Below are 22,473 nucleotides of genomic sequence, written 5' to 3'. Positions count from 1 at the left end.
ACATTGATAACGGCAACAGTGAGTGCCGGTAAGTTCGATATGAACTTAGCCAACAACCAGGCTGGTCATTGCGTTCGGTGGGTAAGGAGTTTGCCAGGCGTTACAGTGGTGACGGGAGTGCTCGGGTCAATTGCACAGCAATGCGCAAATGACAGGGCGAAAGCTGGAAGGCTGAAAGCCGCGTAAAGACTGGTGCCCGGAGCGGGGGTCGAACCCGCATACCCTTTCGGATGAGAGATTTTAAGTCTCTTGCGTATACCAATTTCGCCATCCGGGCGGAGGCTGCGTAGCAGTGCGCCGATGGGGAATCGGCGGCGCAGGACTATAGCGAGCCTCCGGACACCACGCAACCCGAACGGCGCCGTTGCGTGGCCTCAATCGCTGGAAACTGGCGAAAGCTGCCACCAGCTCGGTAGCAGGCGGCGTATCTGCGACCGGCCGAAACGGTCGTCGATCAGGTGCACGACGCCTTCATCGCTCTGTGTGCGGATAACCCGTCCCGCAGCCTGCACGACTTTCTGCAGCCCGGGGTAGAGGTAGGTGTAGTCGTAACCCAGGCCGCGGCCGAATAGCTGCTCAAGGCGTGCCTTGAACTGCTCGTTGACCGGATTGACCTGTGGCAGGCCGAGGGTGGCGATAAAAGCGCCAATCAAGCGGTTGCCTGGCAGGTCGATGCCTTCGGCGAATGCGCCGCCGAGCACCGCAAAACCGACGCCCTTGCTGTGTTCGGTGAATCGGTCGAGAAATGCACTGCGGGCCGCTTCCTGCATGCCGCGAGTCTGCTCCCAGAAGGGCACGTCCGGATACTGCTCGCGCAGCAGGGCGGTCACCTGTTGCAGGTAATCAAAGCTGCTGAAGAACGCCAGGTAGTTGCCGGCGCGCTCGCGATATTGCTGGGCGATGAGCGCGACCACGGCACCCAGCGAGGCCTGGCGGTGCTGATAGCGGGTCGAGACATGCGCGGCCAGGCATACCCGCAGCTGATCGGCCTGGAATGGCGATTCGACCTCGATCCAGGCGCTACCCGTGGGCAGGCCCAACATATCGGCATGGAACCGGCGCGGGTTCAGCGTGGCCGAGAACAGCACCGTTGAACGAGCCTGTTCTAACCGTGGCGCGAGGAAGGGCGCTGGAACCACATTGCGCAGGCACAGCATCGAACGCTTGGTCTTGCCGCGGCCAGTTGCGGGTAACAGGCTGATATCGAACAACGAATGCTCGCCGAACAGTTCGGCGATCCGGCAGAAATGCATGGCATCGAAATAGGCCCGTTGCAGCTCTGCATCCAGCCCGCCGGGCTGTTCGCCAAGGTAATCGGTGACGGCGCTGACGGCCTGTTGCAGCGCGCCGAGCAGCTTGAGCGGCAGTTCGGGCTGCACCTGATAATTCGCCAGCTGCTCGCGATGCAGGTCGTTCCAGCAGCGCTGTACCCGACCCAGCGGGCGTTTCAAGGGCGCCGGCGCCTTGCCGCCGAGACCGGCGAAGGCCCGCTGATCGAGCTCGGCGCTGTACATGCCGCGCGCGCGTTCGAGCAGGTTGTGCGCTTCGTCCACCAGCACGCTGATACGCCAGTCATTGTTGAGCGTCAGGCCGTAGAGCAGGGCGCTGATGTCGAAATAGTAGTTGTAGTCGCCGACCACGGCGTCCGCCCAGCGCGCCAGCTCCTGGCTGAGGTAATAGGGGCAGACCTGATGGGCGAGGGCGACCTCTCGCAGGGCCGCTTGGTAGAGCATGCTTTGCTGCAATGCCGCTGCTCGGGCCGCGGGCAAACGATCATAGAAACCCTTCGCCAACGGGCAGGATTCGCCGTGACAGGCCTTGTCCGGGTGCTCGCAGGCCTTGTCACGTGCGATCAACTCGAGCACACGCAATTCACCCGCGCCGTTGCGCTGTAGCGTTTGCAGTGCATCCAGCGCCAGGCGGCGGCCGGAGGTCTTGGCAGCGAGAAAGAACAGCTTGTCGAGCTGCTGGCCGGGAAACGCCTTGAGCTGCGGAAACAGCGTGCCCAGGGTCTTGCCGATACCGGTCGGCGCTTGCGCCATGAGCGTGGTGCCGGTACAGGCTGCCTTGTACACCGCCTCGGCGAGTTGCCGCTGGCCGGTGCGGAAATCGGCATGAGGAAAACCCAGCGCGGTGAGCGCCTGATTGCGCGCGTCGCGATGGGCCAGTTCCTGTTCGGCCCAGTCGAGAAACGCCTGACACTGGGTTTCGAAAAAAAGGCGCAGGCTCTGTGCTCCGTGGCGTTCGACGAAGAGGGTTTCCTTGTGGCTGGCGACGTCGAAATAGACCAGTGCCAGCTCGACCTCGTCGAGCTGGCGCGTCTGACACAGCAGCCAGCCGTAGATCTTCGCCTGCGCCCAGTGCAATTGCCGATGGTTGGCCGGCTGACGTTCCAGATCCCCGCGGAAGGTCTTGATTTCCTCCATGCGGTTCCGCGCCGGGTCGTAGCCATCGGCACGGCCGCGCACCATGAGTTTTCCGTATTGGCCCTCCAGAGCCACTTCACGTTCGTAGCCCTCGCCGCGCCTGGCGCTGACCTGGGCGTGGCCGGCGATGCCTTCCAGCGCGGTGGGCGAGGGTGTGAAGCGCAGGTCCAGATCGCCGACCTTGGCGGTGAATTCGCAGAGCGCGCGCACCGCGACCCGATAGCTCACGCCATGACCTCAGCCCATTGCACATGGCAGACCGCAATCGGCAGACCGTGCTGATGGGCGTAATCGATCCAGCGCTTCTGGTTGTCCTGCAGGCGGTCGCCCGGGCCTTTCACCTCGATCATCCGGTAGCGGCGTTCTTCGGGCCACAGCTGGATGAGGTCCGGTAGGCCAGTGCGATTGCCGCAAACATCGGCGAGGATGCGCTGAAACATCAGCTTCAGATGCGCGGCGGGAATGCACGTCAGGGCATGGGTCAACAGCTCCTCGTCGAGCAGCCCCCAGGCAACGAACGCGTTATGAATGCCGAGCTTTGCCTGGAAGGTGCGCCAGATGCAGTCGCGGTAGTCGTCACTGTCGAGACAGGCCAGGCAGGCGGCAAACAGGTCGGCGCGCCGTTGATGAAAATCCGCACGATTCAGATCGGCCGGCGCCCAGTGGAAAGGGTGGAAGAACGCACCGGGCAACGGTGCGAAGATCGCATCCCAGCAAAGCAAGCCGAACAACGAGCCGACCAGGGCATTCTCGACATAGTAGACCGGCGCGTCTGGTATCGACAGGTGCTCGCGCACCGCATGCTCGACGCTACAGCCGGCCCGGGGCAGGACCAGGTCGAGCTGCTCCGGCTTGCGGTTGAGTGAGCGCAGCGTAGGGATACCCAGGCTGCGCTGCAGGCGCGGCTTGATTCGCTGCAGTTGCTGCAGTTCGTGCTCACTCTGCGGCGCAGCCTGCGCCTGATCCAGCAGCTCCAGCGCTGCTGCAGGCTGGCCACAGCGTTCGAGCACGCGAATCGCGCGCTCGCGGGCACCGGGATAGGTATTGGAGGCATGCAGACGCAGGGCCTCTGTCAGATCGCCAATGCGCTCGAACTGCTGGCCGATGCTCAGCAGCAGCTTGCCGCGGCGGATTTCCAGCCAGGCGTTGGCATAGGGCTCATCGGGAACGTCGGCCAGCACGTCGCTCAATGGCTCGCCGGTATCGAAACGCTCGCGGCAACGATGCAGATGCAGATAGGCATCCAGCTCGGTGCGGCAGTTGAAGGCGCGGGAGCTGGGCGAGAAGACGACCTGCTCGTAACGGTAGATGCCGAGGTCGGCCAGAACGAACTCGGACCAGTCCTGATGGATGTTGCCGAAGAACAGCAAACGCAGGCGCTCACAGAGCTCGTCGATGCATAACGCAAATACCGCGTCTTCGATCTGGCTGCACCACGCCTGAAACGGCTTGGCCATCTGGTGGTCGGCGCGCAGCTTATCCAGCAGCTCGGCCTTGCGCAGGCTGGCTGATGCAGACGACCCGAACACTTGCAGCAGCTCGCCTTTGGTCAGCAAAGCGAACAGCTGCTCGAGCGTCAGGGCCGAAGACGCATCGACCCACCCCTGATCGATCAATGGCTCCACCGCGCGACGTGAGCAGCCAATCTCCAGATAACGCAGCTTGCTTGCTCGAAACAGCATGCCCTTGCGCATCACCATGCGCACCAGCAGCGCCTGGGAAGGCTGCGGCAACAGGGCGAAACGCTCGATAAATGCCAGCTCGGTTTCATCCAGCAGATCACTGTGGTGACGGCTCACCCAGGCCAGAACCTGCCGGAAGTTTTCGAGGTAGTAGAAGGGATTTTCCAGGGCCTGACGCATTGTACATCCGCTGCAGCTGGGGCGCGCGCGGCCCGCTCAAAGACTGGCTATTTATACAGTTTGAGCGACGTTTGGCAATTGCCCGGTGATCAGCGGAAGTCTCACCAGCTACAGCAGGCGGCTGAGTGCCGCCTGTTGTGAAGTCGCGAACTCAGACCGTGCGCGAAAAACGACCGCGCTGCTCGCCGCCGAGGTAGGCGTCGAACGCCATGGCGACATTGCGCATCATCAGCTGCCCCTGCGGCAAGAGAACCAGCGCGTCGTCGTGCAGCTCGACCAGGCCATCGGCCACCGGTTCGGCGAGCTTTGCCAGCGAATCGGCGAAGTATTCCCGAAAATCGATGCCGTGCTTCTGCTCGATCTGGCGGTAGTCGACGCGGCTATGGCACATCAGCGACACGATGACGTCACGGCGCAGGCAGTCATCGTCGCTCAGCTTGTAGCCGCGCTGCACGGGCAGCATGCCCTCGTTGAGGCGCGCGTAATACTGCGATAGCTCCTTGACGTTCTGGCTGTAGCTATCGGCGACCTTGCCTATGGAGGAAATGCCCAGCCCGATCAGGTCGCAATCGGCGTGGGTCGAATAGCCCTGGAAGTTGCGCTGCAGCGTGCCATTGGCGCGGGCAAGGGCCAGTTCGTCCTCGGGCAGCGAGAAGTGATCCATGCCGATATAGATGTAGCCGGCGGCGGTAAGGCGCTGGATGGTCAGTTCCAGCAGCTCGAGCTTGCGCTCCGGCGGTGGCATGTCCTCTGGGCGTATCAGCTTCTGTGCACGTACCAGCTCCGGCAGGTGGGCATAGCTGTAAGCGGCGATGCGGTCCGGACGAATGTCGATGATCTTGTCCAGCGTGGTATCGAAGCTGGCCACCGTCTGCAGCGGCAGGCCGTAGATCAGGTCGACGCTGATGGACTTGAACTGTGCGTCGCGGGCGGCCTGGACCAGCTCGCGGGTCTGCTCCTCGGTCTGGATGCGATTGACGGCGATCTGCACCTGCTCGTCGAAATCCTGCACGCCGAAGCTCAGGCGGTTGAAGCCCAGCTTGCGCAGGCCGTGGATCTGCTCGGGCGTGACGGTGCGCGGGTCCACTTCCAGCGAGAACTCGTGGTTGTCGCTGTCATCCATGTTGAACGCCTGATGCAGGCACGCCATCAGGTCGGCCAGCTGCTCGCTGGTGAAATAGGTGGGTGTGCCACCGCCGAGGTGCAGCTGAGTGAGCTTGCGCGAACGGTCGAACAGTTCGCCCTGCATGGCGATCTCGCGCTTGAGGTATTCGAGGTACTCGACGGCGCGCTCGGTCTTGTGGGTGATGATCTTGTTGCAGGCGCAGTAATAGCAAAGGCTCTTGCAGAACGGAATGTGGATGTATACCGACAGCGGCTTGGGCGTTTGTGCCTGATTGCTGCGTGCAGCGGCGGCACGGTAATCATCCTGGGCGAAGGCCTGGTGAAACTGGGGGGCCGTGGGGTAGGAGGTGTAGCGCGGACCTGGACGGTCGTATTTCTCGACCAGGGCGCGGTCGAAGCTCGGCAGTTGGTCCATGTTCGTTTTACCTAAGGTTGAATTCGGAGTCCGGCGCGGAACGCGGTGTCACCCTCGGGTGTGTCCGGCTCAGGCAGGTCATGGGCGCGGATTATGGACGATTCGGTCCGGCGCGCCGACTGTCTCAGATCAAGAATAGCGCCCCGGCGGCACTCCGAACCGCACCGTTGGGCGATTCGAAATGCGTACCGGGCGCGGCCGGGAAGGCCGCATCGCAGTGGTCAGAGCTTGAACTGGCCGACCAGACGGTTCAGCTCGGTTGCCAGACGCACCAGCTCGTCGCTGATCTGCGAGGTCTGGGATGCGTCAGCCGAAGTGGTGTCCGCAATACGGCTGATGGTCGTGATGTTGCGATTGATCTCTTCGGCAACCGCACTCTGCTGTTCGGCAGCCGTTGCGATCTGGGTGTTCATCTCGTTGATGGTGCCGACTTCGTCGGCGATCACGGCGAGACTCTGGGCAGCCTTCTCGACGCATTGCGAACCCGACCGGGCACGCAGTTGTGCTTCGCTCATGGCCTGCACCGCATTGCGAACGCCGCTTTGCAGCTGTTCGATCATTGCCTGGATTTCTTCGGTGGATTTCTGCGTGCGCGAAGCCAGGGTACGTACCTCATCGGCCACCACCGCAAAGCCGCGGCCCTGTTCGCCGGCGCGTGCCGCTTCGATGGCTGCGTTCAGCGCCAGCAGGTTGGTCTGCTCGGCGATGCCGTTGATCACGCCGAGCACCATGTCGATGCTGGCGCTGTCGCTCTCGACCCGCTGGATGACCTGGGCGGCTTTCTCGATCTCGGCGATCAGCACTTCGATACCGTCCAGTGCCTCGGTGGCGACCTTTACGCCGGCTTTTGATTCGTTGTCGGCGCCGGTCGATGCCGTGGCGGTCTGGCTGGCATTGCGTGCCACTTCCTGCACGGTCGCGCTCATCTCGTTCATCGCCGAGGCGACCATGTCGGTCTCGCTGCGCTGCTCGTTGACGGCAGCCAGGGTCTTCTCTGCAACATGGGATACCCGCTCGGAGACATCACTGAGCTGATGGGTAACGCCCGCGACGGCCTCCAGGCTATGGCGGAACTTGCCGATCATGCGGTTGAAGGCATCGCCCATCGCGCCGATTTCGTCCTTCGCACCCACCTCGACGCTGAGGCTGAGGTCTTCGTCCTCGGCCATGGTATTCATGGTGTGGCGCATGGCAGTGATGCGGCGGATGATGACGTGGCGCACGGTCAGGCACATGACCACCACGCCGATGAACAGCAGGAGCAGCTGAATCCCGCCGCTGATCATGATGTTGCGGTCGACTTCCTGGTCCAGCGCCTTGAGGTCATAGCTGATGCGCACTGCGCCCATTACCGTGTTCTCGCCGACCTGGTGGCAGGTCAGGCAGTTGGTGCCGCGGTAGTCCGCGTGGGCGAGGATGGGATTTATGACGGTCAGCACACGGCCGCCGTTCTGCTTGTTGACCTCGATGATTTCCTCACCGCCCAGCGCGCGACGATCCAGCGCGTCGGCCGGGGCCTGGTGGTCATAGCCAGGGCCGAACACCTTGGTGACTTCTTCCCCGCGGATGATGCGCGCATCGATAACGCCTGGGCGCGCGAGGATCTTGTTCCGCAGCACCTCTCGCTGAGCCATGGTGCCGGTCAGCATCATGGTGTTGATGCTATCGAAATAGGAGTCGGCGGCATCCTTGGTCTGCTGCTCCACAACCTGGAGCACGAGCCGCTTCTCCGTACTGGCAGAGAAGAACAACGAGGCAGACATGATCGCCACCAGGACCAGCACGAGGGCCAGGTTGATCTTTGTCTGCACGGACATTTGTCGGGAGGCGGAGCTGTTGTTCATGGTTTTCCTTAGTACTACTGCCACGCGGGGTCAGCTGCCATTGCAGCACTGCTGCGCTGCCGATACTTGCGGCGCAGCATTGAGCAGGCAGTCACCTGCTGATATCGGCGTGCTGTGCGTATTCTTGAAACCAACCGCAGATGATAGCCATGCGCCATTATTGGGCGGCGCTATGGTATTGCTTTTCGGCACGAGAGAAGTGCTTCGGGCGACCGACAACAGTGCAATTGCACATTTCCCTGATTCAGGTCATGGGTCGACCGGCTCTCTTTCGGTGCAAGGTGCGACAAAGGTGTAATGATCATTGGCTATGGGTATTCGCGGTTGCGCGTACGGTTATTCGGCCTCACTGGCACGGTGAAAAAACACCGACAGATGGCTTTACAGAGCGCCCCGACCGCCATTAGCGTGGCGACCCGCCGGAGCAGCGAAACCAGTGCCTCCGAGAGGCAGGCACATAATCTGCATCGAGCGTGAATGTCGCTGCGAACCCCGCTGCAAAACGATGGTCGTAGGCTCTACGCCGGCATGGCCGGGCAACACCGCAAGGCAGCTGCTGTTCTCGATGGCAGTGCATCGACTGGAACCTTTATTTCAAGGACTCACATGATCAAGAAATGCCTTTTTCCCGCTGCCGGATATGGCACCCGTTTTCTTCCTGCAACCAAAGCCATGCCCAAGGAAATGCTGCCGGTGGTGAACAAGCCCCTGATTCAGTACGGGGTTGAAGAGGCGCTGGCGGCGGGGCTGAACCAGATCGCGATCGTCACCGGGCGTGGCAAGCGCTCGCTGGAAGACCATTTCGACATCAGCTACGAGCTGGAGCACCAGATCCGCAACACCGACAAGGAAAAGTATCTGGTCGGTATTCGCCGCCTGATCGACGAATGCAGCTTCTCCTACACCCGCCAGGTGGAGATGAAGGGCTTGGGGCATGCGATTCTCAGCGGCCGGCCGCTGATCGGCGATGAGCCGTTCGCCGTGGTCCTGGCTGACGACCTTTGCATCAACCTCAATGGCGATCCGGTCCTGGCGCAGATGGTCAAGCTCTACAACCAGTTCCGCTGCTCGATCGTTGCCATTCAGGAAGTGCCGCCGGAAGAGACCAGCAAGTACGGTGTGATCGCCGGCGAGATGATCCGCGACGATATCTACCGCGTCAGCCACATGGTCGAGAAGCCCAAGCCGGAAGATGCGCCGTCCAACATGGCGATCATCGGTCGCTACATCCTGACTCCGGACATCTTCGATCTGATCGAGCAGACCGAGCCGGGCAAGGGCGGTGAGATTCAGATCACCGACGCGCTGATGCGCCAGGCTCAGGATGGTTGCGTGCTGGCGTACAAGTTCAAGGGCCAGCGCTTCGACTGCGGTAGCGCCGAGGGCTACATCGCGGCGACCAACTTCTGCTACGAACACTTCTACCTGACCGGCAAGGCGTTCTGAAGCAATTGGGCCGCCTAAGGGTGGCCCAGTCACTTCCGGGCCTGCTTCAAGGCTCCGGCATATCCTCGGCACCCGGTCCAAGCGGCTGCCCGTAGCTGAATTCGACATAGTTGCCCGCAGGATCGCGCAAACCGCAGTAGTAGCCCACCGGATAGGGTTCGTCGCGCGGCTCCCATATCAGACAGCCTTCCCTGCGCGCCAGGTCGGCAACCGCATCCACTTCCTCTCGACTGGCCAGCGCGAAGCCGAAATGGCTGTAGTCGTCCATCGCCAGTGATCGATCCTTGCCGCCCGGCATCATCACGAAGATGAACTCGCGCTCTTTTCCAGGCTCCGCCATCCAGACGATGCGTGAGCCCTTTCCGGGGCGCTCGTGAAACACGTGCATGCCGCAGAAGCGCTCATAGAACGCGATACAGGCGTCCAGATCGGGCACGTGCAGAGCCAGGTGGGTGAGGGTAGGGCGCATGCGGCACTCCTTCGGTGATTCAGGCCGAAAGCCTGGGTTATGCTGTTCGCTACAGAAGGAGACAACATTACATGGCTTACGACTTCGATCTATTCGTCATCGGTGCAGGTTCCGGTGGCGTGCGTGCGGCGCGCTTCGCTGCAGGTTTCGGCGCGAAGGTGGCGGTTGCGGAAAGCCGTTACCTGGGCGGTACCTGTGTCAACGTCGGTTGTGTGCCGAAGAAGCTACTGGTCTACGGCGCGCATTACGCCGAAGACATTGGCCAGGCACAGGGCTACGGCTGGACCATCGACGGCGCGACCTTCGACTGGAAGACCCTGATTGCCAACAAGGACCGGGAAATCCAGCGACTGAACGGCATCTACCGCAGCATCCTGGTGGATAGCGGCGTGACCCTGCTGCAAGCGCATGCGCGCGTGGTCGATGCCCATACCGTCGAAGTCGAGGGCAAGCAGTACACGGCCGAGCACATCCTGATCGCTACTGGCGGCTGGCCCCACGTGCCGGCGATTCCGGGGCGTGAGCACGCCATCACGTCCAATGAAGCTTTCTACCTCGAATCCTTGCCGCGACGCGTGCTGGTGGTCGGTGGTGGCTATATCGCCGTCGAGTTCGCCTCGATCTTCCATGGCTGCGGTGCCGATACCAAGCTGCTCTATCGCGGTGAATTGTTCCTGCGCGGTTTCGATGGCTCGCTCCGCGATCACCTGAAGGACGAGATGATCAAAAAGGGCGTGGATCTGCAGTTCAACGCCGACATCGTGCATATCGACAAGCAGGCCGATGGCAGCCTGCTCGCGACGCTGGAAGACGGCCGCACGCTGGAAGCGGACTGCATCTTCTACGCGACAGGCCGCCGTCCGATGCTGGACAACCTGGGGCTGGAAAAGGCCGGCGTAGCGCTGGATGCCCGAGGTTTCATTGCCGTTGACGATGAATACCGTACCTCGGTGTCTTCGATTCTGGCGATTGGCGACGTGATCGGTCGCGTGCAGCTGACACCCGTCGCACTGGCTGAGGGCATGGCCGTGGCGAGGCGGCTATTCAAGCCGGAGCAATATCGCAAGGTCGATTACACGACCATCCCGACCGCGGTGTTCAGTCTGCCGAACATGGCAACTGTCGGGCTGACCGAGGAGGAGGCGCGCGAGCAGGGCTACAACGTAACGATCTTCGAAAGTCGTTTCCGGCCGATGAAGTTGACCATGACCGATAGCCTCGAGCGCAGCCTGATGAAGCTGGTGGTGGATGCTGAGACCGACCGTGTGCTCGGCTGCCATATGGCGGGACCGGATGCCGGCGAGATCATGCAGGGGCTGGGCGTGGCGCTGAAGGCCGGGGCCACCAAGCAGGTGTTCGACGACACGCTGGGCATCCACCCGACGGCCGCCGAAGAGTTCGTCACCATGCGCACACCGGCGGCGATCTGAAAGCATGCTGGCGGCCGCCTGCGGCGGCGCGCCAGATCACTCAGTGATGATGCCCTGGCGCAGCACCGCCGGCAGCCGGGGCGTCTACCTCGATGCTCACCTCGGTGGTGATCTCGCCGCCATCCTTGAACTGCAGCGTCACCGGGAAGCTCTCCCCAGCCACCAGCGGCTGCTGGAGCCCGAACAGCATCACGTGATTGCCACCCGGCTTGAACTCCACCTTGCCAGCTGCGGGCACGTCGACCGCCTCGACCTGCTGCATCTTCATCATGTCGCCCTGATGCACATGGGTGTGCAGCTCGGTCTTTTCGGCCCGTGAGGTCTGCGCCCCGATCAGGCGCTGTGGCTGCTGACCACGATTTTCCAGTATGAAGTACACCGCGCCAGTCGGAGCGCTGGGCGGCATCGCCCTCGACCACGCCTGGCTGACAGCCAGCTCACTGGTGGCCGCCTGAGTCGAAACCTGATGGTCGTTGTGGTGCTCCTGCGCAAGAGCAGGCAAGCAGAGTGCCGCAAAAGTACCAGCGGCCAGTAAGCGAAGCAGCATGAGAGAACTCCCGTTCTGTTGAGATGCGCCATATTACGCCGCTGGCCCTGCAGCGGTACGTCTGGGTAGTCGACTTATCGGCCGGCCATGGCCTGCGTGCCGCGCGATGGAGAGGAGGGTGCAGCAATTTGCCACAGGTGTGTTTGTGACACTATATTGCGACGCCTGTACTTGCAGCCATCGAGGATTTCTGTAGCACCTGGTTTTTCTGAACGAAGCGCTTATCAAGCGCGGCTGATCGGCTTCCTGCACCAAGTGATTGCTCCGACCCTGGTGCTCGGCCATGATCGGCGGCCGCTCAGACAAGCTCGGTACTCCCGGCCATCAGAAGTCGGGGCAAACCGATCAATACACTTTGTTTTTCACGCCCCGACGGTTTTTGGGGCATACGAGCTTGCCGTTTCTTGCAAAGCGCAGGACGCGTCATGTGTTTATACGGACATGATTTATATGAGTTCTGGAAAGTTCGGATTTCTTCCCACCTGCCTGTCTGTCATCGCCCTTGCAGCTGTTTTCACTACCGCCTGGTGGCTTCATCCTGAACGAGCGGTTTCCGGGTTCGCTGTAGCCGATTCTCATGCTCTGCCGCTCGCCAGCAAGGGGCCGTTTTACAGCACCCGCTTCGCATCCTCCGATCTCGACGAATTTGTCCATGCCTCCTCGGTGACCTCCTTGCCGGATGGTGGCCTGATGGCCGTATGGTTTGCCGGTTCACGCGAAGGGGCTGCGGATGTTCAGGTGCGCGGCGCGCGATTCGACGCGATTGCGGCGGAGTGGGGCGAGGAACTGGTCCTGGCAACTCGCGAGTCGACCCAGAAGGCGACCCAGAAGCACATACGCAAGCTCGGCAATCCGGTCATTGCGCTGGCTCCCGACAACAGGCTGTGGCTGTTCTATGTGTCGGTATCGATCGGTGGCTGGGCTGGAAGCGCCATCAACGCCATGTATTCGGATGATCTGGGAAAAACCTGGTCGACTCCCAGGCAGCTGATCACCACCCCCTTCTTGAACATCAGCACACTGGTGCGCAATGCCCCGGTATTCCATCAGGACGGCACCATAGGGCTACCCGTCTACCACGAGTTCCTCGGCAAGTTCGCCGAGTATCTGTACATCAGCCCGAACGGCGAGGTGATTGGTAAAAGTCGAATCAGCAAAGGCAACGATTCACTGCAACCAACAGTGGTGCCGATGGACGAGCAACACGCCGTTGCCATGCTGCGCTATGCAGGCTCCAGCCATCATCGCGTGCTTGCAAGCCGCACCGCAGATGCCGGCAGAACCTGGAGCAAGCCTTATCCGATCGACCCGGCCAACCCCAATTCCGCGCTCGCGGCGGTGGCCACGCCCAATCATGGCCTGTTGGTTGCCCTGAATGATCTGGAGGACGGACGTTTCCGTCTTCGCCTGATGGAAACCGACTCGAGCCTCGATCTCTGGAAGCCGGTGATTGACCTGGACGAATCACCTGACCCGGAGGGCAATCCGTTCACCCCGGAGGTATATCGGGAAATCATCGGCGACAAGTTTCGCCTTTCCAGCGGGCCGCGGCGGCTATCGCTGGTGGACGAGTTTCTGAAAAACCTGGATAAGCGTGTCTGCAAGACCCATGGCTGCGATTTCGAGTACGAGTATCCCTACTTCATCAGGAGCGCCGACGGTCTCTACCACCTGGTCTATTCCTGGAACAACACATTCATCAAACACGTCAGCTTCAATGATGCCTGGCTACTGGAGCAGCTCTGATGCCTGAACTCTGGCAAGCGCATCTGACCTTCGGGTTACTCGCTTTCATCGTCACGCCTGGATTTGGCTTCGGCCGAGGGGTTCAAGGGCTTCGCCTTTTCCTCCTGCTGGGGATCAGCTTCATTCCTGTGGACGGTCTGTCACTGGCCGCCTACATGCGCAGCTTCACTGATGACGTGGCCATCACGACGCTGGTGGCGCTGGCATTTTTCGCGGCAGTGCGCTTGGGACTGATGGCGATGCCGCCGCAGAACGCGCGCGTGCAATTGTTGATCGCGATGGCGGGGCTGGCGCTTTTTCTCTACCCGGCAACGATGGGCCTGTCCTATCTGGACCCCTATCAACTCGGTTACGCCCCCCGCCCGCTGATCGCGGTGGTGGGCGTGCTTGCCCTGGGCTTGCTGCTGCTCAATAACTGGCTGGGCGCTTTCATGCTTGGCCTTGCCACCTTGGCGTTCAGCCTGGGGATCAAGCCGTCGCCCAATTACTGGGACTATCTGCTAGACCCCTTCATCGCCTTGTTCAGCTGCGGGGCGTTGCTTGTCTATGCCTGCAGGGCACTCGTGCGCAAGCCAATGCCCGCGTGACGAAAATTACTCCAGCCGACCTGTGATGGCTCGGCTGTGCTATTTGACGATTCGATAGATTCGAGGTTGGGACAATGGGTTGGCTTCAGTCGCGGCGCCTGCATTACTGGTTCGGTGCAGTCGGGATTCTGTTCATTGCGCTCGCAGCATTACGCGGGATTTTCTTCGTCGGTTTTTCCGGACTGGCGCCCAGCACGCTCGGCACGGTCGAAGCTGTACCCGAAACGCTCGGAATCGGCCTGCGTTTCGACCTTCGCCTGGCGATCCTCTTGATGTTGCCGATCGCGCTGTTGGCGTGGCTGCCGGTCTGGAACCTGACGCGCTCCCGCGTCCTTCGCTGGGTGGCGCGGCTCTATCTGGCTCTGGCGCTTGGTGCAGTGCTGCTGGTCTACATCATCGATTTTGGCCACTACGCCTATCTCGGGGTGCGCATCAATGCCACCGTGTTGCGCTTTCTGGAGGACGCGCAGATATCCACCGATATGGTCTGGCAAACCTATCCAGTGGTCTGGATCACCCTTGGCTGGGCGGCGGCAACCGCTCTGGTGTGGTGGCTGCTGCTGCGCTTCGAGCGGGTCACGCTGGATCGTCCGGCAAAGCGAATCAGCCGGCTTTCGCTGATCTGGGGTAGTGCGCTGATGGTGGTGGCTGTTTTCGTCGCCATCCTCGGGCGCGTCGACAATATCAATCTGGAAAACCCGGTGCCGCTGCGCTGGAGCGATGCGTTCTTCTCGGGCGACAACCAGATCGCAGCCCTTGGCCTGAATCCGGTGATCTTCCTCTACGACACGCTGAAGGTGCCCAATCAGCCGTATGACCGGGAACAGGTCGAGGCCCATTACGATGTCGTCAGCCGTTACCTAGGCGTCGACCAGCCTGATGCGAAAACGCTTAATTTCAGCCGGGAGCAGGGCGTTCAACCCTATGCGATTGACGGAAAGCGGCCGAATGTCGTCTTCGTCATGCTCGAATCCCTGGGAACCACCGCAGTGGGTGCCTACGGTAACCCGCTCAATCCAACTCCCAATATCGACCGGCTGGCCAAGCAGAGCTGGTTCTTCAAGAACTTCTACGTGCCCGTGACCGGCACCGCGAAGACCGTTTGGGCGAGCATATCCGGCGTACCAGACGTTTCCCGGCAGGAAACCGCGACGCGCAATCCGCTGATCACCCGTCAACACAGCCTCGTCAACGCGCTGCAGGGCTACGACAAGTACTACATGATTGGCGGCAATTCCGGCTGGGCCAATATGAATGCCCTGATCCGCCAGAGCATCGACGACATCCAGCTATATGAAGAGCGCCACTGGAACTCTCCGATGGTGGATGTGTGGGGAATCTCCGATCTGGACCTGTTCAAGGAAAGTGACCGGCTGCTGCGAGAGCAGGGGGAGGGCAAGCCCTTCTTTGCCTATATCCAGACGGCGGGCAACCATCGTCCGTTCACCATACCCAAGCAGAACGACGGCTTCGAAGCCCTCGATCTGCCTTTGGAAAAGGTGCAGGGTGCCGGTTCCCGCAGCGTGGCGCAGTACAACGCTGTCCGCCTTCTGGATTTCAACATCGGCCGCCTGATGGAGATTGCGAAGGAAGGCGGCTGGTACGACAACACCATCTTCGTCATGTTTGGCGACCACAACACGCGCATCGCTCAGATTCCGCACATGCTGCCGGCATACGAAAAGCTGGGGCTCGAGAGCAATAACGTTCCGTTGTTGATCCATGCGCCCAAGCTGCTGGAGCCACGAGTGATCGAGGAGGCCGTGGGTCTGGCCGATCTGCTACCGACCGTACTGGGCATGGCCGGCATGGAGTTTCGCAACGGTGCAATGGGACGCGACATCCAGCAGCCGGCTCCTGAAGGGGAGCGAGTGGTTCCACTCGTGCTCCGCGAAGGCACGTTCCCGCTGATTGGTGGCGTGACCAAGGACTTTCTTCTGCAGATGCAGCACGACGGCAGCCAGCCGACCCTGCACGAAATTGCATCACCGGAGCCTCTGGTCGACGTAGCCGACCGGTACCCCGAGGAATTCCAGCGACTTGTCGCCCTGACACGGGGACTGCACGAGGCATCGCGTCTGATGCTCTATCAGAACGTCAGGAAGGACTGAGTTCCAGGGCAGTCATAACTGCCTATCCGCGAGCTGTCTAACACAGTGCGCGGCTGGGCAGATCGGGCGAACATGAGCGTGAAGTTACAGCGCCAGGCTCAATAGAGAATCATCACCCAGGTGACCGCTACCATCACCAGCGACAGCAGTTGCGCCGCGCTGCCCATGTCCTTGGCATTCTTGGAAAGCGGGTGCAGTTCGAGCGAGATTCGGTCGATTGCTGCCTCTATCGCCGAATTGACGAGCTCGACCACCAGTGTCAACAACGGCACGATCACCAATAACAAGCGTTCGATTCGGCTGACGTCGAGCGTGAACGCCAGTGGTATCAGGACAGCGTTGAGCAGCAGCAGCTGTCTGAAGGCAGCTTCGCCGGCAATCGCAGCACGGATACCTGCAATGGAGTATCCCAGCGCTCTCAGGATTCGCCTGAGACCTGAGTGCCCCTTGAGCGATTGCGCGTTGAGTTCTTCGATGCTGCTCATGTTCAACTTCCTGGCAGAATTGCGGCGAGTATAAGCATCCAGCGGCAGAGAGCGCGTGCTGATCGTGGCTAAACGAATACCAGAGAGGGAAAGGACCAGAAGGTGGCGATGGCAAAGCACGGCCATTACCACAAACGCAATTTAACATAATATAGATTATGCGAAACACAACCTTGCGCCTTAGGCGTTACCCACCACCAGATCACCTCCAGCTTTTAGCCTCAATATCTCCAAAGCGCTTCAGCTCTCAGGTGAATCCTTTGCCTGCGCATGCTGGCTGTTCGGCTGACTAGTTTCCGCATTCCGAAACGCCGAGCGAAATTCGCTGGGTTTGAGTCCGGTCTGCTTGCGAAAGAAACGGCTGAAGTATGCCGCGTCGTCGAACCCCAGGTCGCGGGCGATCTGCTGGATGTCGAGCGTGGTATACGCCAGCTGACGTTGTGCTTCGCGAACGACTCGCTCGTTGATGATCGCAGTCGGTGATTCACCCAGACCTTCGCGGGTGGCTCGGCCCAGTGTGGCTGGCGTGATTCCCAGCGCTTCGGCGTACAGACCAAGCGGCCAATGCTGTCTGAAATGCGTGTCGACCAACTCGCGAAACTGAATCAGCAGCTGGGACCGCCTGCCATTGGCTGGGCGAGCTATCGGCACTGGCTGTTCCAGCCGGACGACATGTACGAGTAACGCGAGCAACAATGCGTGCCCGGCGGCGACATTGCCGCGTTCCTGACCGTGCGCTTCCGCCTGGATCAGCTGGATCAGCGGCCATATCGGCTCTTCGCCGTCTGCATCCCACGGCAGCGGCACCACTGCCGGACGTTGCATCAAGGCCAGCAGGTCGCTGGACAAAATCCGCGCCATCGACTCCAGCGGTCGCTGTGCTGCCGTGATGACCGGCCCGTCGGTTTCGGGACTGTAGCGAAAGGCATGCACGGTGCGCTGCGGCAGCAGGATCAGGCACGGCGCACGGAAGCCCATTCGGCTGTTCTCCAGGGAAACTTCGCCCTCGCCACTTCGTACATAGACGATCTGCAACAGTGAGTCATGCTGATGCGGCTTGATTTCGCGCTGATGCATGTCGCCGCGTTCGTTGATCCATTCCAGATGCAACAGGTCCTGCCATACGGGCAATGCAGCCTGGCCGTACAAGGCGTAGTTGGGAATGCGTTTGCTCATGAATTCCTGCCGTGGTGCCGGTATCCGGCGCGGAAAAATGCATTAATCGTCCTAGTGGTTGTTCAGTCTGTCATACGTCTTTGACGTTAAATGTAACCATCTGTGTTGCAGCGTGACGGCCGCGCCCTCTCCCGCCTCTGGCCCACGCCCCAAAAACGAACTCTATGAATATGCCAACCTGGCGCGAATGGCTGTTTTCGGCCAAGGCGCTGATTGCCGCCTTGCTTGCGCTGTACATCGCTCTGGCGATACCGCTGGAAAACCCTTACTGGGCCATGGCCTCGGTTTACGTCGTGTCGCATCCGCTGTCCGGGGCGACACGTTCAAAGGCGATCTATCGCGCGCTGGGCACGCTGCTTGGTGCAGCCGCATCGGTCGTGCTTCTGCCGACGTTCGCTCAGCAACCGATGATGCTGAGCCTGGCGATCTCATTGTGGATCGGCGCCCTGCTCTTTCTCTCATTACTGGACCGCTCGCCACGCAGTTACATCTTTCTACTCGCCGCCTATACGGTGCCGCTGATCAGTCTCGCCGAGGTCAATCACCCATCGACCATCTTCGATGTCGCCCTGGCGCGTTCCGAGGAGATTCTGCTCGGTATCGTCTGTGCCAGCGTGGTAAACGCCGTGCTGTTTCCCAGCCGCATCGCGCCGACCCTCGCGGCGAAGATGCACCTGCTGCTGCGCGATGGGCGCGGTGCCGTCAGCCGGATGCTCAATACCCAGCACCTGGGCGAAGCCGACCAACGTGCGCTGAATGCGCTGTTGGTGGATGTGATGGGGTTGGACGCAATGATCAGCCATCTGATCCACGACAGCAGCAGTCATCTCTCCACCGTCCATGCTCGCGAATTTCGCGCGCGTATGGCGATGTTGATGCCGCAGCTGATCTCCACCGCGGACTCGCTGCACCGGCTTCAGGCTGAGCTACAGGGCTTGCTGCCGGAACTGGTGGATTACCTGCAGGAGGTGGATTGCTGGATTCAGTCCGATGCCGAGGCTGGGCACGGCGAGCATCTGCGCGAGCGCAGCCTGCAGCTGGCAGCCTGGCTGGGCGACAGCCATCCGGCGCACGCCCTGGCGATCGACAGCGGCCTGCGCCAGCTACGCGCGTTGATCGACCTGTGGCAGGACTGCCTCGACCTCTACCAGCAGTTCCATGAGGGCCATCCCGAGGCGGCACCGGCGCTGCGCTATCACGTACAGCAACTGGTCGGCGGGCCACGCCACTATGACTACGGCCTACTGGCATTCACCGCGGCTTCGGTAGCGCTGTCGGTGTTCTGCCTGAGCATGCTGTGGTTCGTTTCCGGTTGGGAGCACGGCTATAGCGGCGTGTTCATCGCCGCGGTGGCAGGCTGTTTCTTCGCCAGTCAGGACAATCCGGCGCCGTTCATCAAGTCGTTTCTGGTCGCCACGCTGATCTCCTCCACGGCCGCCGGCGTCTACCTCTTCGCGTTGATGCCCAACGTGCACGATTTCGGCAGCCTGGCCATCCTGCTCGCCGTGCCGCTGCTGTTGCTTGGCACCCTCGCCGGTCGACCGCAACACGCCGGGACAGTGATCGTGATTGCGGTGCAGACGATCTCCAACATCACCCTTCAGGACAGCTACCGCGCCGATTTTCAGCTGTTTGCCGACATCGCTCTGTCCACTGCGCTGGGCGTGCTCTTCGCCTTCGTCTGGGCCCGCCTGACCCGGCCGTTCGGTACGCTCTGGGCTGCGCGGCGATTGGTACGCCACGGCTGGCTGAGCCTGGCGGCGCTGGCAGACCTGCGACGTTGGCGCAACGAAGCCGATGATGCCTCGAGTTTCATCGACCGTATCGCCCAGCTGCTGCCACGCCTGGCTCAGCTGGATGACGATCGCCTGGCGCTGAATGACGCCACGCGCGAGCTGCGCGTCGGTTTTCGTCTGCTGGAACTGCGTGAACTGCGGCCGGCGGCCGCCATCGAGCAGAAGCTGGAGCCGGTGCTGAGCATGATCCGCGCGCATTTCCTTGCGTGCGCCACCGCGCGTAGCCAACTTCCGGCACCGGAGCCCTTACACGACGCCCTCGAGGCCGCATTGCTGGATTTGCAGTGCGATGCTTCGCCCAGCGCACACCGGGCGGCGCAGGTGGTGCACGGCTTGCGGCTGGCGCTTTTCGCCGACGCATCGGCCAGCGTGCGTGCGGCACCGGGAGGCCCGCCACCCGCAGCCGGCCTCTCCCCCGCTGGAGCGTACGCATGACCGGTCACCTCGATGTGTACGGCGTCTATGTGCCGGTCCTGCTGGTTGCCATGCTGGCCGCCTATGGCATCAAGAGCCTGCTCGCCACCGTGCTGCAGCGCACCGGCTTCTACCGCTGGGTCTGGCATCCGCCGCTGTTCAACCTCGCCCTGTACATCATCGTGCTCGGTGCCCTGTTCAATCTCCTACCCCGGATGTGAATCGTGAAGAAATGGATACCCGCCGCCGGCTCGGTGCTGCTGACACTGCTGGCGGTTGTCATCGCCGTCGTCGTCAGCCTGCACCTGTGGGACTACTACATGGAGGCACCCTGGACCCGCGACGGCCACGTGCACGCCGACATCATTCAGGTCGCACCGGATGTGTCCGGGCTGGTGACCGAACTGCACGTGCGCGACAACCAGAAGGTCAGCCGCGGCCAGGTGCTGTTCGTGATCGATCGGGCACGCTTCGAACTGGCGGTCGACGAAGCACGCGCCACAGTGCTCGAACGCCGCGCGCAGCTGGACCAGGCGCAACGCGAAGCCAGACGTAATCGGGTGCTGAAAGACCTGATCGCTGCGGAAACCGTGGAAATCGGCGACACCCAGGTCAAGCGCGCCGCTGCCGCCCTGGCCACGGCTGAGGCCGCCCTCGGCGTGGCGCGTCTAGATCTCGAACGCACCACCGTGCTCAGCCCGGTGGATGGCTATCTCGGCGACCAGACGATGCGCGTGGGCGATTACGTGAAAACCGGTACGCCGGTACTGTCGATCGTCGATACCGATTCACTGCGCGTCGAAGGCTACTTCGAAGAAACCAAGCTGCACGCCATCGAGATCGGGCAGCCGGTGGACATCCACATCATGGGCGAAGCGCAGCATCTGCGTGGCCATGTGCAGAGCATCGCCGCAGGCATCGAGGATCGCGACCGTGTGCGCGGCAATTCGCTGCTGCCCAATATCGACCCGAGCTTCAACTGGGTGCGCCTGGCGCAGCGAATTCCGGTTCGCGTTGTGCTGGACGACGGCCAGCAGAGCGACATCCGCCTGGTGGTTGGCCGTACGGCGACGCTGTCCGTGCTGCCGTGGTCGCGCGACACATCGGCGACGGTCAGCCAATGAGCCGCGCGGCATACGCACTGCCGTTCGCTCTTACTGCGCTGCTCGCCGCATGCAGCGCGGTGGGCCCGGACTACCGCGTGCCAGACCAAGCCCTGGCCTTGCAGGCTGCTGCACAGAAACCCTTCGATCTGGCCGGCAACGAGCGGGTCGAACAGGCGCCGCTGCCGGACGACTGGTGGCAGCTCTATGACGACCCGACGCTCGATCGGCTGGTGAGTGAAGCCCTGATCGGCAATGCCGACGTGCGCCAGGCGTATCACAACCTGCGTCGCGCCTATGAAGGCTTCCAGATGGCGCACCACGCGCAGGAGGTCGTGGTCGGCGGCAACGGCTCGGCTGCACGCGGCCAGCTGTCCAGCGAAGCCCTGGCCCTGGAGGAAAAACTTCCAGTGATGAACCTCGCCGACGCCGGCCTCAGCATTGGTTACCAGCTCGATCTGTTCGGTCAGCTGCATCGCGCCGCGGAAGCTGCGGGGGCCGATGCGGACGCCAGTGCGGCGCTGCTCGACACGGCCCGCATAACTGCAGTGGCCGGGGTGGTACGCAGCTACATGACAGCCTGTCATGCCAGCGAGGAGCTGACGATAGCGGAGCATTCACTGGCGATTCAGCAGCAACAGCTGGATGTCGCCGAGCGCCTGTTCGAGGGCGGTCGTGGCAACGAAGTCGATGTGTCTCGCGCCCACGCCCAGCTGGAGGCTCTGCGTGCCGAGCTGCCGCCATTCGAAGCGAAGAAGGCGGCCGCGTTGTATCAGCTCGCCGCCCTGCTCGGCCGCACGCCCGGAGCCCTTCCCGAGACGGTTACCGCCTGCAGTCACGCACCGCAGCTGCGCCAGGCGATTCCGTTGGGTGATGGCACCGCCCTGCTCAAGCGCCGCCCGGACATCCGTGCGGCCGAGCGCGCACTCGCCTCCGCTACGGCACAGATCGGCGTCGCCACGGCGATGATGTATCCGCAGGTCAGTCTCGGCGCTGCGGCCGGTTACACCGGAATGCTCGAACACCTCGGTAATCCGGTAACCCGTCGCTGGGAATTCGGCCCGTCGATCAGCTGGCATTTTCCGACCCGGGTTGATCGCGCGCGCGTTCGCGCCACCGAGGCCGGAGCCGCTGCCGCCCTCGCCCGCTTCGACGGAGTTGTGCTCGACGCACTGCGGGAAACCCAGACCCTGCTCACGCACTACGCTCACGACCTGCATCGTGACCAAGCGCTGCGCGAAGCGCGCGATGCCGCGCGAGACGCCGCGGACCACACGCGCCGGTTGTACCAGGAAGGACGACTGGCCTATCTCGACAGCCTCGACGCCGAGCGCACCCTCGCAACGGCCGAAGCCGCCCTGGCGGCGTCCCAAGCCCAACTGTCGCAAGACCAGGTGAACCTGTTCCTCACGCTGGGCGGCGGCTGGCAAGGCACGCAAACCGCATCGGCGCACGCTGAAAATCCATCGCCGGGCGTGCCTGGCCAATAAC

The 22,473-nt window shown here is 61.9% G+C and carries 17 protein-coding genes and 1 tRNA gene; 9 read left to right on the top strand and 9 right to left on the bottom strand.

Going from position 1 to position 22,473, the window contains the following annotated elements; genetic code table 11:
- Positions 1 to 190 precede the first annotated feature (190 nt).
- The 5 genes from LLJ08_RS10645 to LLJ08_RS10625 all read right to left on the bottom strand — a co-directional run bounded on the left by LLJ08_RS10645 (position 191) and on the right by LLJ08_RS10625 (position 7,672).
- Positions 191 to 277 (bottom strand) — tRNA-Leu (locus LLJ08_RS10645).
- A gap of 97 nt (positions 278 to 374) precedes the next feature.
- The gene (locus tag LLJ08_RS10640) at positions 375 to 2,654 is read right to left on the bottom strand and encodes an ATP-dependent DNA helicase (RefSeq protein WP_228206987.1); all 2,280 of its coding nucleotides are present in this window, start codon (positions 2,652 to 2,654) and stop codon (positions 375 to 377) included.
- Positions 2,651 to 4,288 carry a VRR-NUC domain-containing protein gene (locus LLJ08_RS10635; RefSeq protein ID WP_228206986.1) on the bottom strand — a complete coding sequence of 546 codons (1,638 nt, stop codon included), beginning with the start codon at positions 4,286 to 4,288 and terminating at the stop codon, positions 2,651 to 2,653. The genes LLJ08_RS10640 and LLJ08_RS10635 overlap by 4 nt, the downstream gene beginning before the upstream one ends.
- Positions 4,289 to 4,439: 151 nt before the next feature.
- On the bottom strand, positions 4,440 to 5,828 hold the full coding sequence (gene hemN, locus LLJ08_RS10630; RefSeq protein ID WP_014820239.1) for an oxygen-independent coproporphyrinogen III oxidase: 1,389 nt from the start codon (positions 5,826 to 5,828) through the stop codon (positions 4,440 to 4,442).
- Between the two features lie 221 nt (positions 5,829 to 6,049).
- Positions 6,050 to 7,672, bottom strand: a complete 1,623-nt coding sequence (locus LLJ08_RS10625) for a methyl-accepting chemotaxis protein (protein WP_102831761.1) — start codon at positions 7,670 to 7,672, stop codon at positions 6,050 to 6,052.
- Between the two features lie 606 nt (positions 7,673 to 8,278).
- Between LLJ08_RS10625 and galU the strand changes: the two genes are divergently transcribed.
- Complete coding sequence (galU, locus tag LLJ08_RS10620) at positions 8,279 to 9,118, top strand: UTP--glucose-1-phosphate uridylyltransferase GalU (RefSeq protein WP_014820237.1); 840 nt, start codon at positions 8,279 to 8,281, stop codon at positions 9,116 to 9,118.
- A 46-nt stretch (positions 9,119 to 9,164) separates the two neighbouring features.
- Here the strand turns inward: galU and LLJ08_RS10615 are convergent, their stop codons facing one another.
- Complete coding sequence (locus LLJ08_RS10615; RefSeq protein WP_041013897.1) at positions 9,165 to 9,587, bottom strand: VOC family protein; 423 nt, start codon at positions 9,585 to 9,587, stop codon at positions 9,165 to 9,167.
- Positions 9,588 to 9,658: 71 nt separating this feature from the next.
- Here LLJ08_RS10615 and gorA point away from each other — a divergent pair, with 71 nt between their 5' ends.
- A complete protein-coding gene (gene gorA, locus LLJ08_RS10610; RefSeq protein ID WP_228206985.1) occupies positions 9,659 to 11,017 on the top strand; it encodes a glutathione-disulfide reductase in 1,359 nt (452 codons plus the stop codon).
- Positions 11,018 to 11,057: 40 nt separating this feature from the next.
- On the opposite strand, the gene LLJ08_RS10605 is transcribed toward gorA, so the two are convergent.
- Positions 11,058 to 11,564, bottom strand: coding sequence for a copper chaperone PCu(A)C (locus tag LLJ08_RS10605; protein ID WP_228206984.1), 507 nt, complete (start codon positions 11,562 to 11,564; stop codon positions 11,058 to 11,060).
- 450 nt (positions 11,565 to 12,014) lie between these two features.
- Between LLJ08_RS10605 and LLJ08_RS10600 the strand changes: the two genes are divergently transcribed.
- The 3 genes from LLJ08_RS10600 (at position 12,015) to LLJ08_RS10590 (ending at position 16,008) form a co-directional block, all read left to right on the top strand.
- Positions 12,015 to 13,310: a sialidase family protein gene (locus tag LLJ08_RS10600; protein ID WP_228206983.1), complete on the top strand. Its 1,296-nt coding sequence runs from the start codon at positions 12,015 to 12,017 to the stop codon at positions 13,308 to 13,310.
- Entirely contained in the window at positions 13,310 to 13,897 is a 588-nt protein-coding gene (locus tag LLJ08_RS10595) for a hypothetical protein (RefSeq protein WP_125897449.1), read from the top strand. The genes LLJ08_RS10600 and LLJ08_RS10595 overlap by 1 nt, the downstream gene beginning before the upstream one ends.
- A gap of 74 nt (positions 13,898 to 13,971) precedes the next feature.
- A complete protein-coding gene (locus LLJ08_RS10590) occupies positions 13,972 to 16,008 on the top strand; it encodes an LTA synthase family protein (protein WP_228206982.1) in 2,037 nt (678 codons plus the stop codon).
- 98 nt (positions 16,009 to 16,106) lie between these two features.
- On the opposite strand, the gene LLJ08_RS10585 is transcribed toward LLJ08_RS10590, so the two are convergent.
- Both LLJ08_RS10585 and LLJ08_RS10580 read right to left on the bottom strand, forming a co-directional pair.
- The gene (locus LLJ08_RS10585) at positions 16,107 to 16,493 is read right to left on the bottom strand and encodes a diacylglycerol kinase (RefSeq protein ID WP_023445393.1); all 387 of its coding nucleotides are present in this window, start codon (positions 16,491 to 16,493) and stop codon (positions 16,107 to 16,109) included.
- 240 nt (positions 16,494 to 16,733) lie between these two features.
- Positions 16,734 to 17,669: a helix-turn-helix domain-containing protein gene (locus tag LLJ08_RS10580; RefSeq protein WP_228206981.1), complete on the bottom strand. Its 936-nt coding sequence runs from the start codon at positions 17,667 to 17,669 to the stop codon at positions 16,734 to 16,736.
- A 164-nt stretch (positions 17,670 to 17,833) separates the two neighbouring features.
- Here LLJ08_RS10580 and LLJ08_RS10575 point away from each other — a divergent pair, with 164 nt between their 5' ends.
- The 4 genes from LLJ08_RS10575 to LLJ08_RS10560 are packed head-to-tail and all read left to right on the top strand — an operon-like array spanning position 17,834 to position 22,472.
- A complete protein-coding gene (locus LLJ08_RS10575) occupies positions 17,834 to 19,900 on the top strand; it encodes an FUSC family protein (protein ID WP_228206980.1) in 2,067 nt (688 codons plus the stop codon).
- The gene (locus LLJ08_RS10570) at positions 19,897 to 20,100 is read left to right on the top strand and encodes a DUF1656 domain-containing protein (RefSeq protein WP_014820227.1); all 204 of its coding nucleotides are present in this window, start codon (positions 19,897 to 19,899) and stop codon (positions 20,098 to 20,100) included. The genes LLJ08_RS10575 and LLJ08_RS10570 overlap by 4 nt, the downstream gene beginning before the upstream one ends.
- 3 nt (positions 20,101 to 20,103) lie before the next feature.
- On the top strand, positions 20,104 to 21,003 hold the full coding sequence (locus tag LLJ08_RS10565; RefSeq protein WP_046619100.1) for an efflux RND transporter periplasmic adaptor subunit: 900 nt from the start codon (positions 20,104 to 20,106) through the stop codon (positions 21,001 to 21,003).
- A complete protein-coding gene (locus LLJ08_RS10560) occupies positions 21,000 to 22,472 on the top strand; it encodes an efflux transporter outer membrane subunit (protein WP_228206979.1) in 1,473 nt (490 codons plus the stop codon). The genes LLJ08_RS10565 and LLJ08_RS10560 overlap by 4 nt, the downstream gene beginning before the upstream one ends.
- Position 22,473 lies beyond the last annotated feature (1 nt).

The sequence above is a fragment of the Stutzerimonas chloritidismutans genome, from assembly GCF_020783375.1.
GTDB lineage: Bacteria > Pseudomonadota > Gammaproteobacteria > Pseudomonadales > Pseudomonadaceae > Stutzerimonas > Stutzerimonas kunmingensis.
This window is presented reverse-complemented; position numbering and strand designations above follow the sequence as displayed.

Bases quoted from the DNA above. Each gene is read 5' to 3' on its own strand.
- hemN (WP_014820239.1), bottom strand. From the start codon at position 5,828: ATGGACCAACTGCCGAGCTTCGACCGCGCCCTGGTCGAGAAATACGAC.
- LLJ08_RS10585 (WP_023445393.1), bottom strand. From the start codon at position 16,493: ATGAGCAGCATCGAAGAACTCAACGCGCAATCGCTCAAGGGGCACTCA.
- LLJ08_RS10575 (WP_228206980.1), top strand. From the start codon at position 17,834: ATGAATATGCCAACCTGGCGCGAATGGCTGTTTTCGGCCAAGGCGCTG.
- LLJ08_RS10570 (WP_014820227.1), top strand. From the start codon at position 19,897: ATGACCGGTCACCTCGATGTGTACGGCGTCTATGTGCCGGTCCTGCTG.
- galU (WP_014820237.1), top strand. From the start codon at position 8,279: ATGATCAAGAAATGCCTTTTTCCCGCTGCCGGATATGGCACCCGTTTT.
- LLJ08_RS10625 (WP_102831761.1), bottom strand. From the start codon at position 7,672: ATGAACAACAGCTCCGCCTCCCGACAAATGTCCGTGCAGACAAAGATC.
- LLJ08_RS10615 (WP_041013897.1), bottom strand. From the start codon at position 9,587: ATGCGCCCTACCCTCACCCACCTGGCTCTGCACGTGCCCGATCTGGAC.
- LLJ08_RS10580 (WP_228206981.1), bottom strand. From the start codon at position 17,669: ATGAGCAAACGCATTCCCAACTACGCCTTGTACGGCCAGGCTGCATTG.
- LLJ08_RS10635 (WP_228206986.1), bottom strand. From the start codon at position 4,288: ATGCGTCAGGCCCTGGAAAATCCCTTCTACTACCTCGAAAACTTCCGG.
- LLJ08_RS10600 (WP_228206983.1), top strand. From the start codon at position 12,015: ATGAGTTCTGGAAAGTTCGGATTTCTTCCCACCTGCCTGTCTGTCATC.
- LLJ08_RS10590 (WP_228206982.1), top strand. From the start codon at position 13,972: ATGGGTTGGCTTCAGTCGCGGCGCCTGCATTACTGGTTCGGTGCAGTC.
- LLJ08_RS10595 (WP_125897449.1), top strand. From the start codon at position 13,310: ATGCCTGAACTCTGGCAAGCGCATCTGACCTTCGGGTTACTCGCTTTC.
- LLJ08_RS10605 (WP_228206984.1), bottom strand. From the start codon at position 11,564: ATGCTGCTTCGCTTACTGGCCGCTGGTACTTTTGCGGCACTCTGCTTG.
- gorA (WP_228206985.1), top strand. From the start codon at position 9,659: ATGGCTTACGACTTCGATCTATTCGTCATCGGTGCAGGTTCCGGTGGC.
- LLJ08_RS10560 (WP_228206979.1), top strand. From the start codon at position 21,000: ATGAGCCGCGCGGCATACGCACTGCCGTTCGCTCTTACTGCGCTGCTC.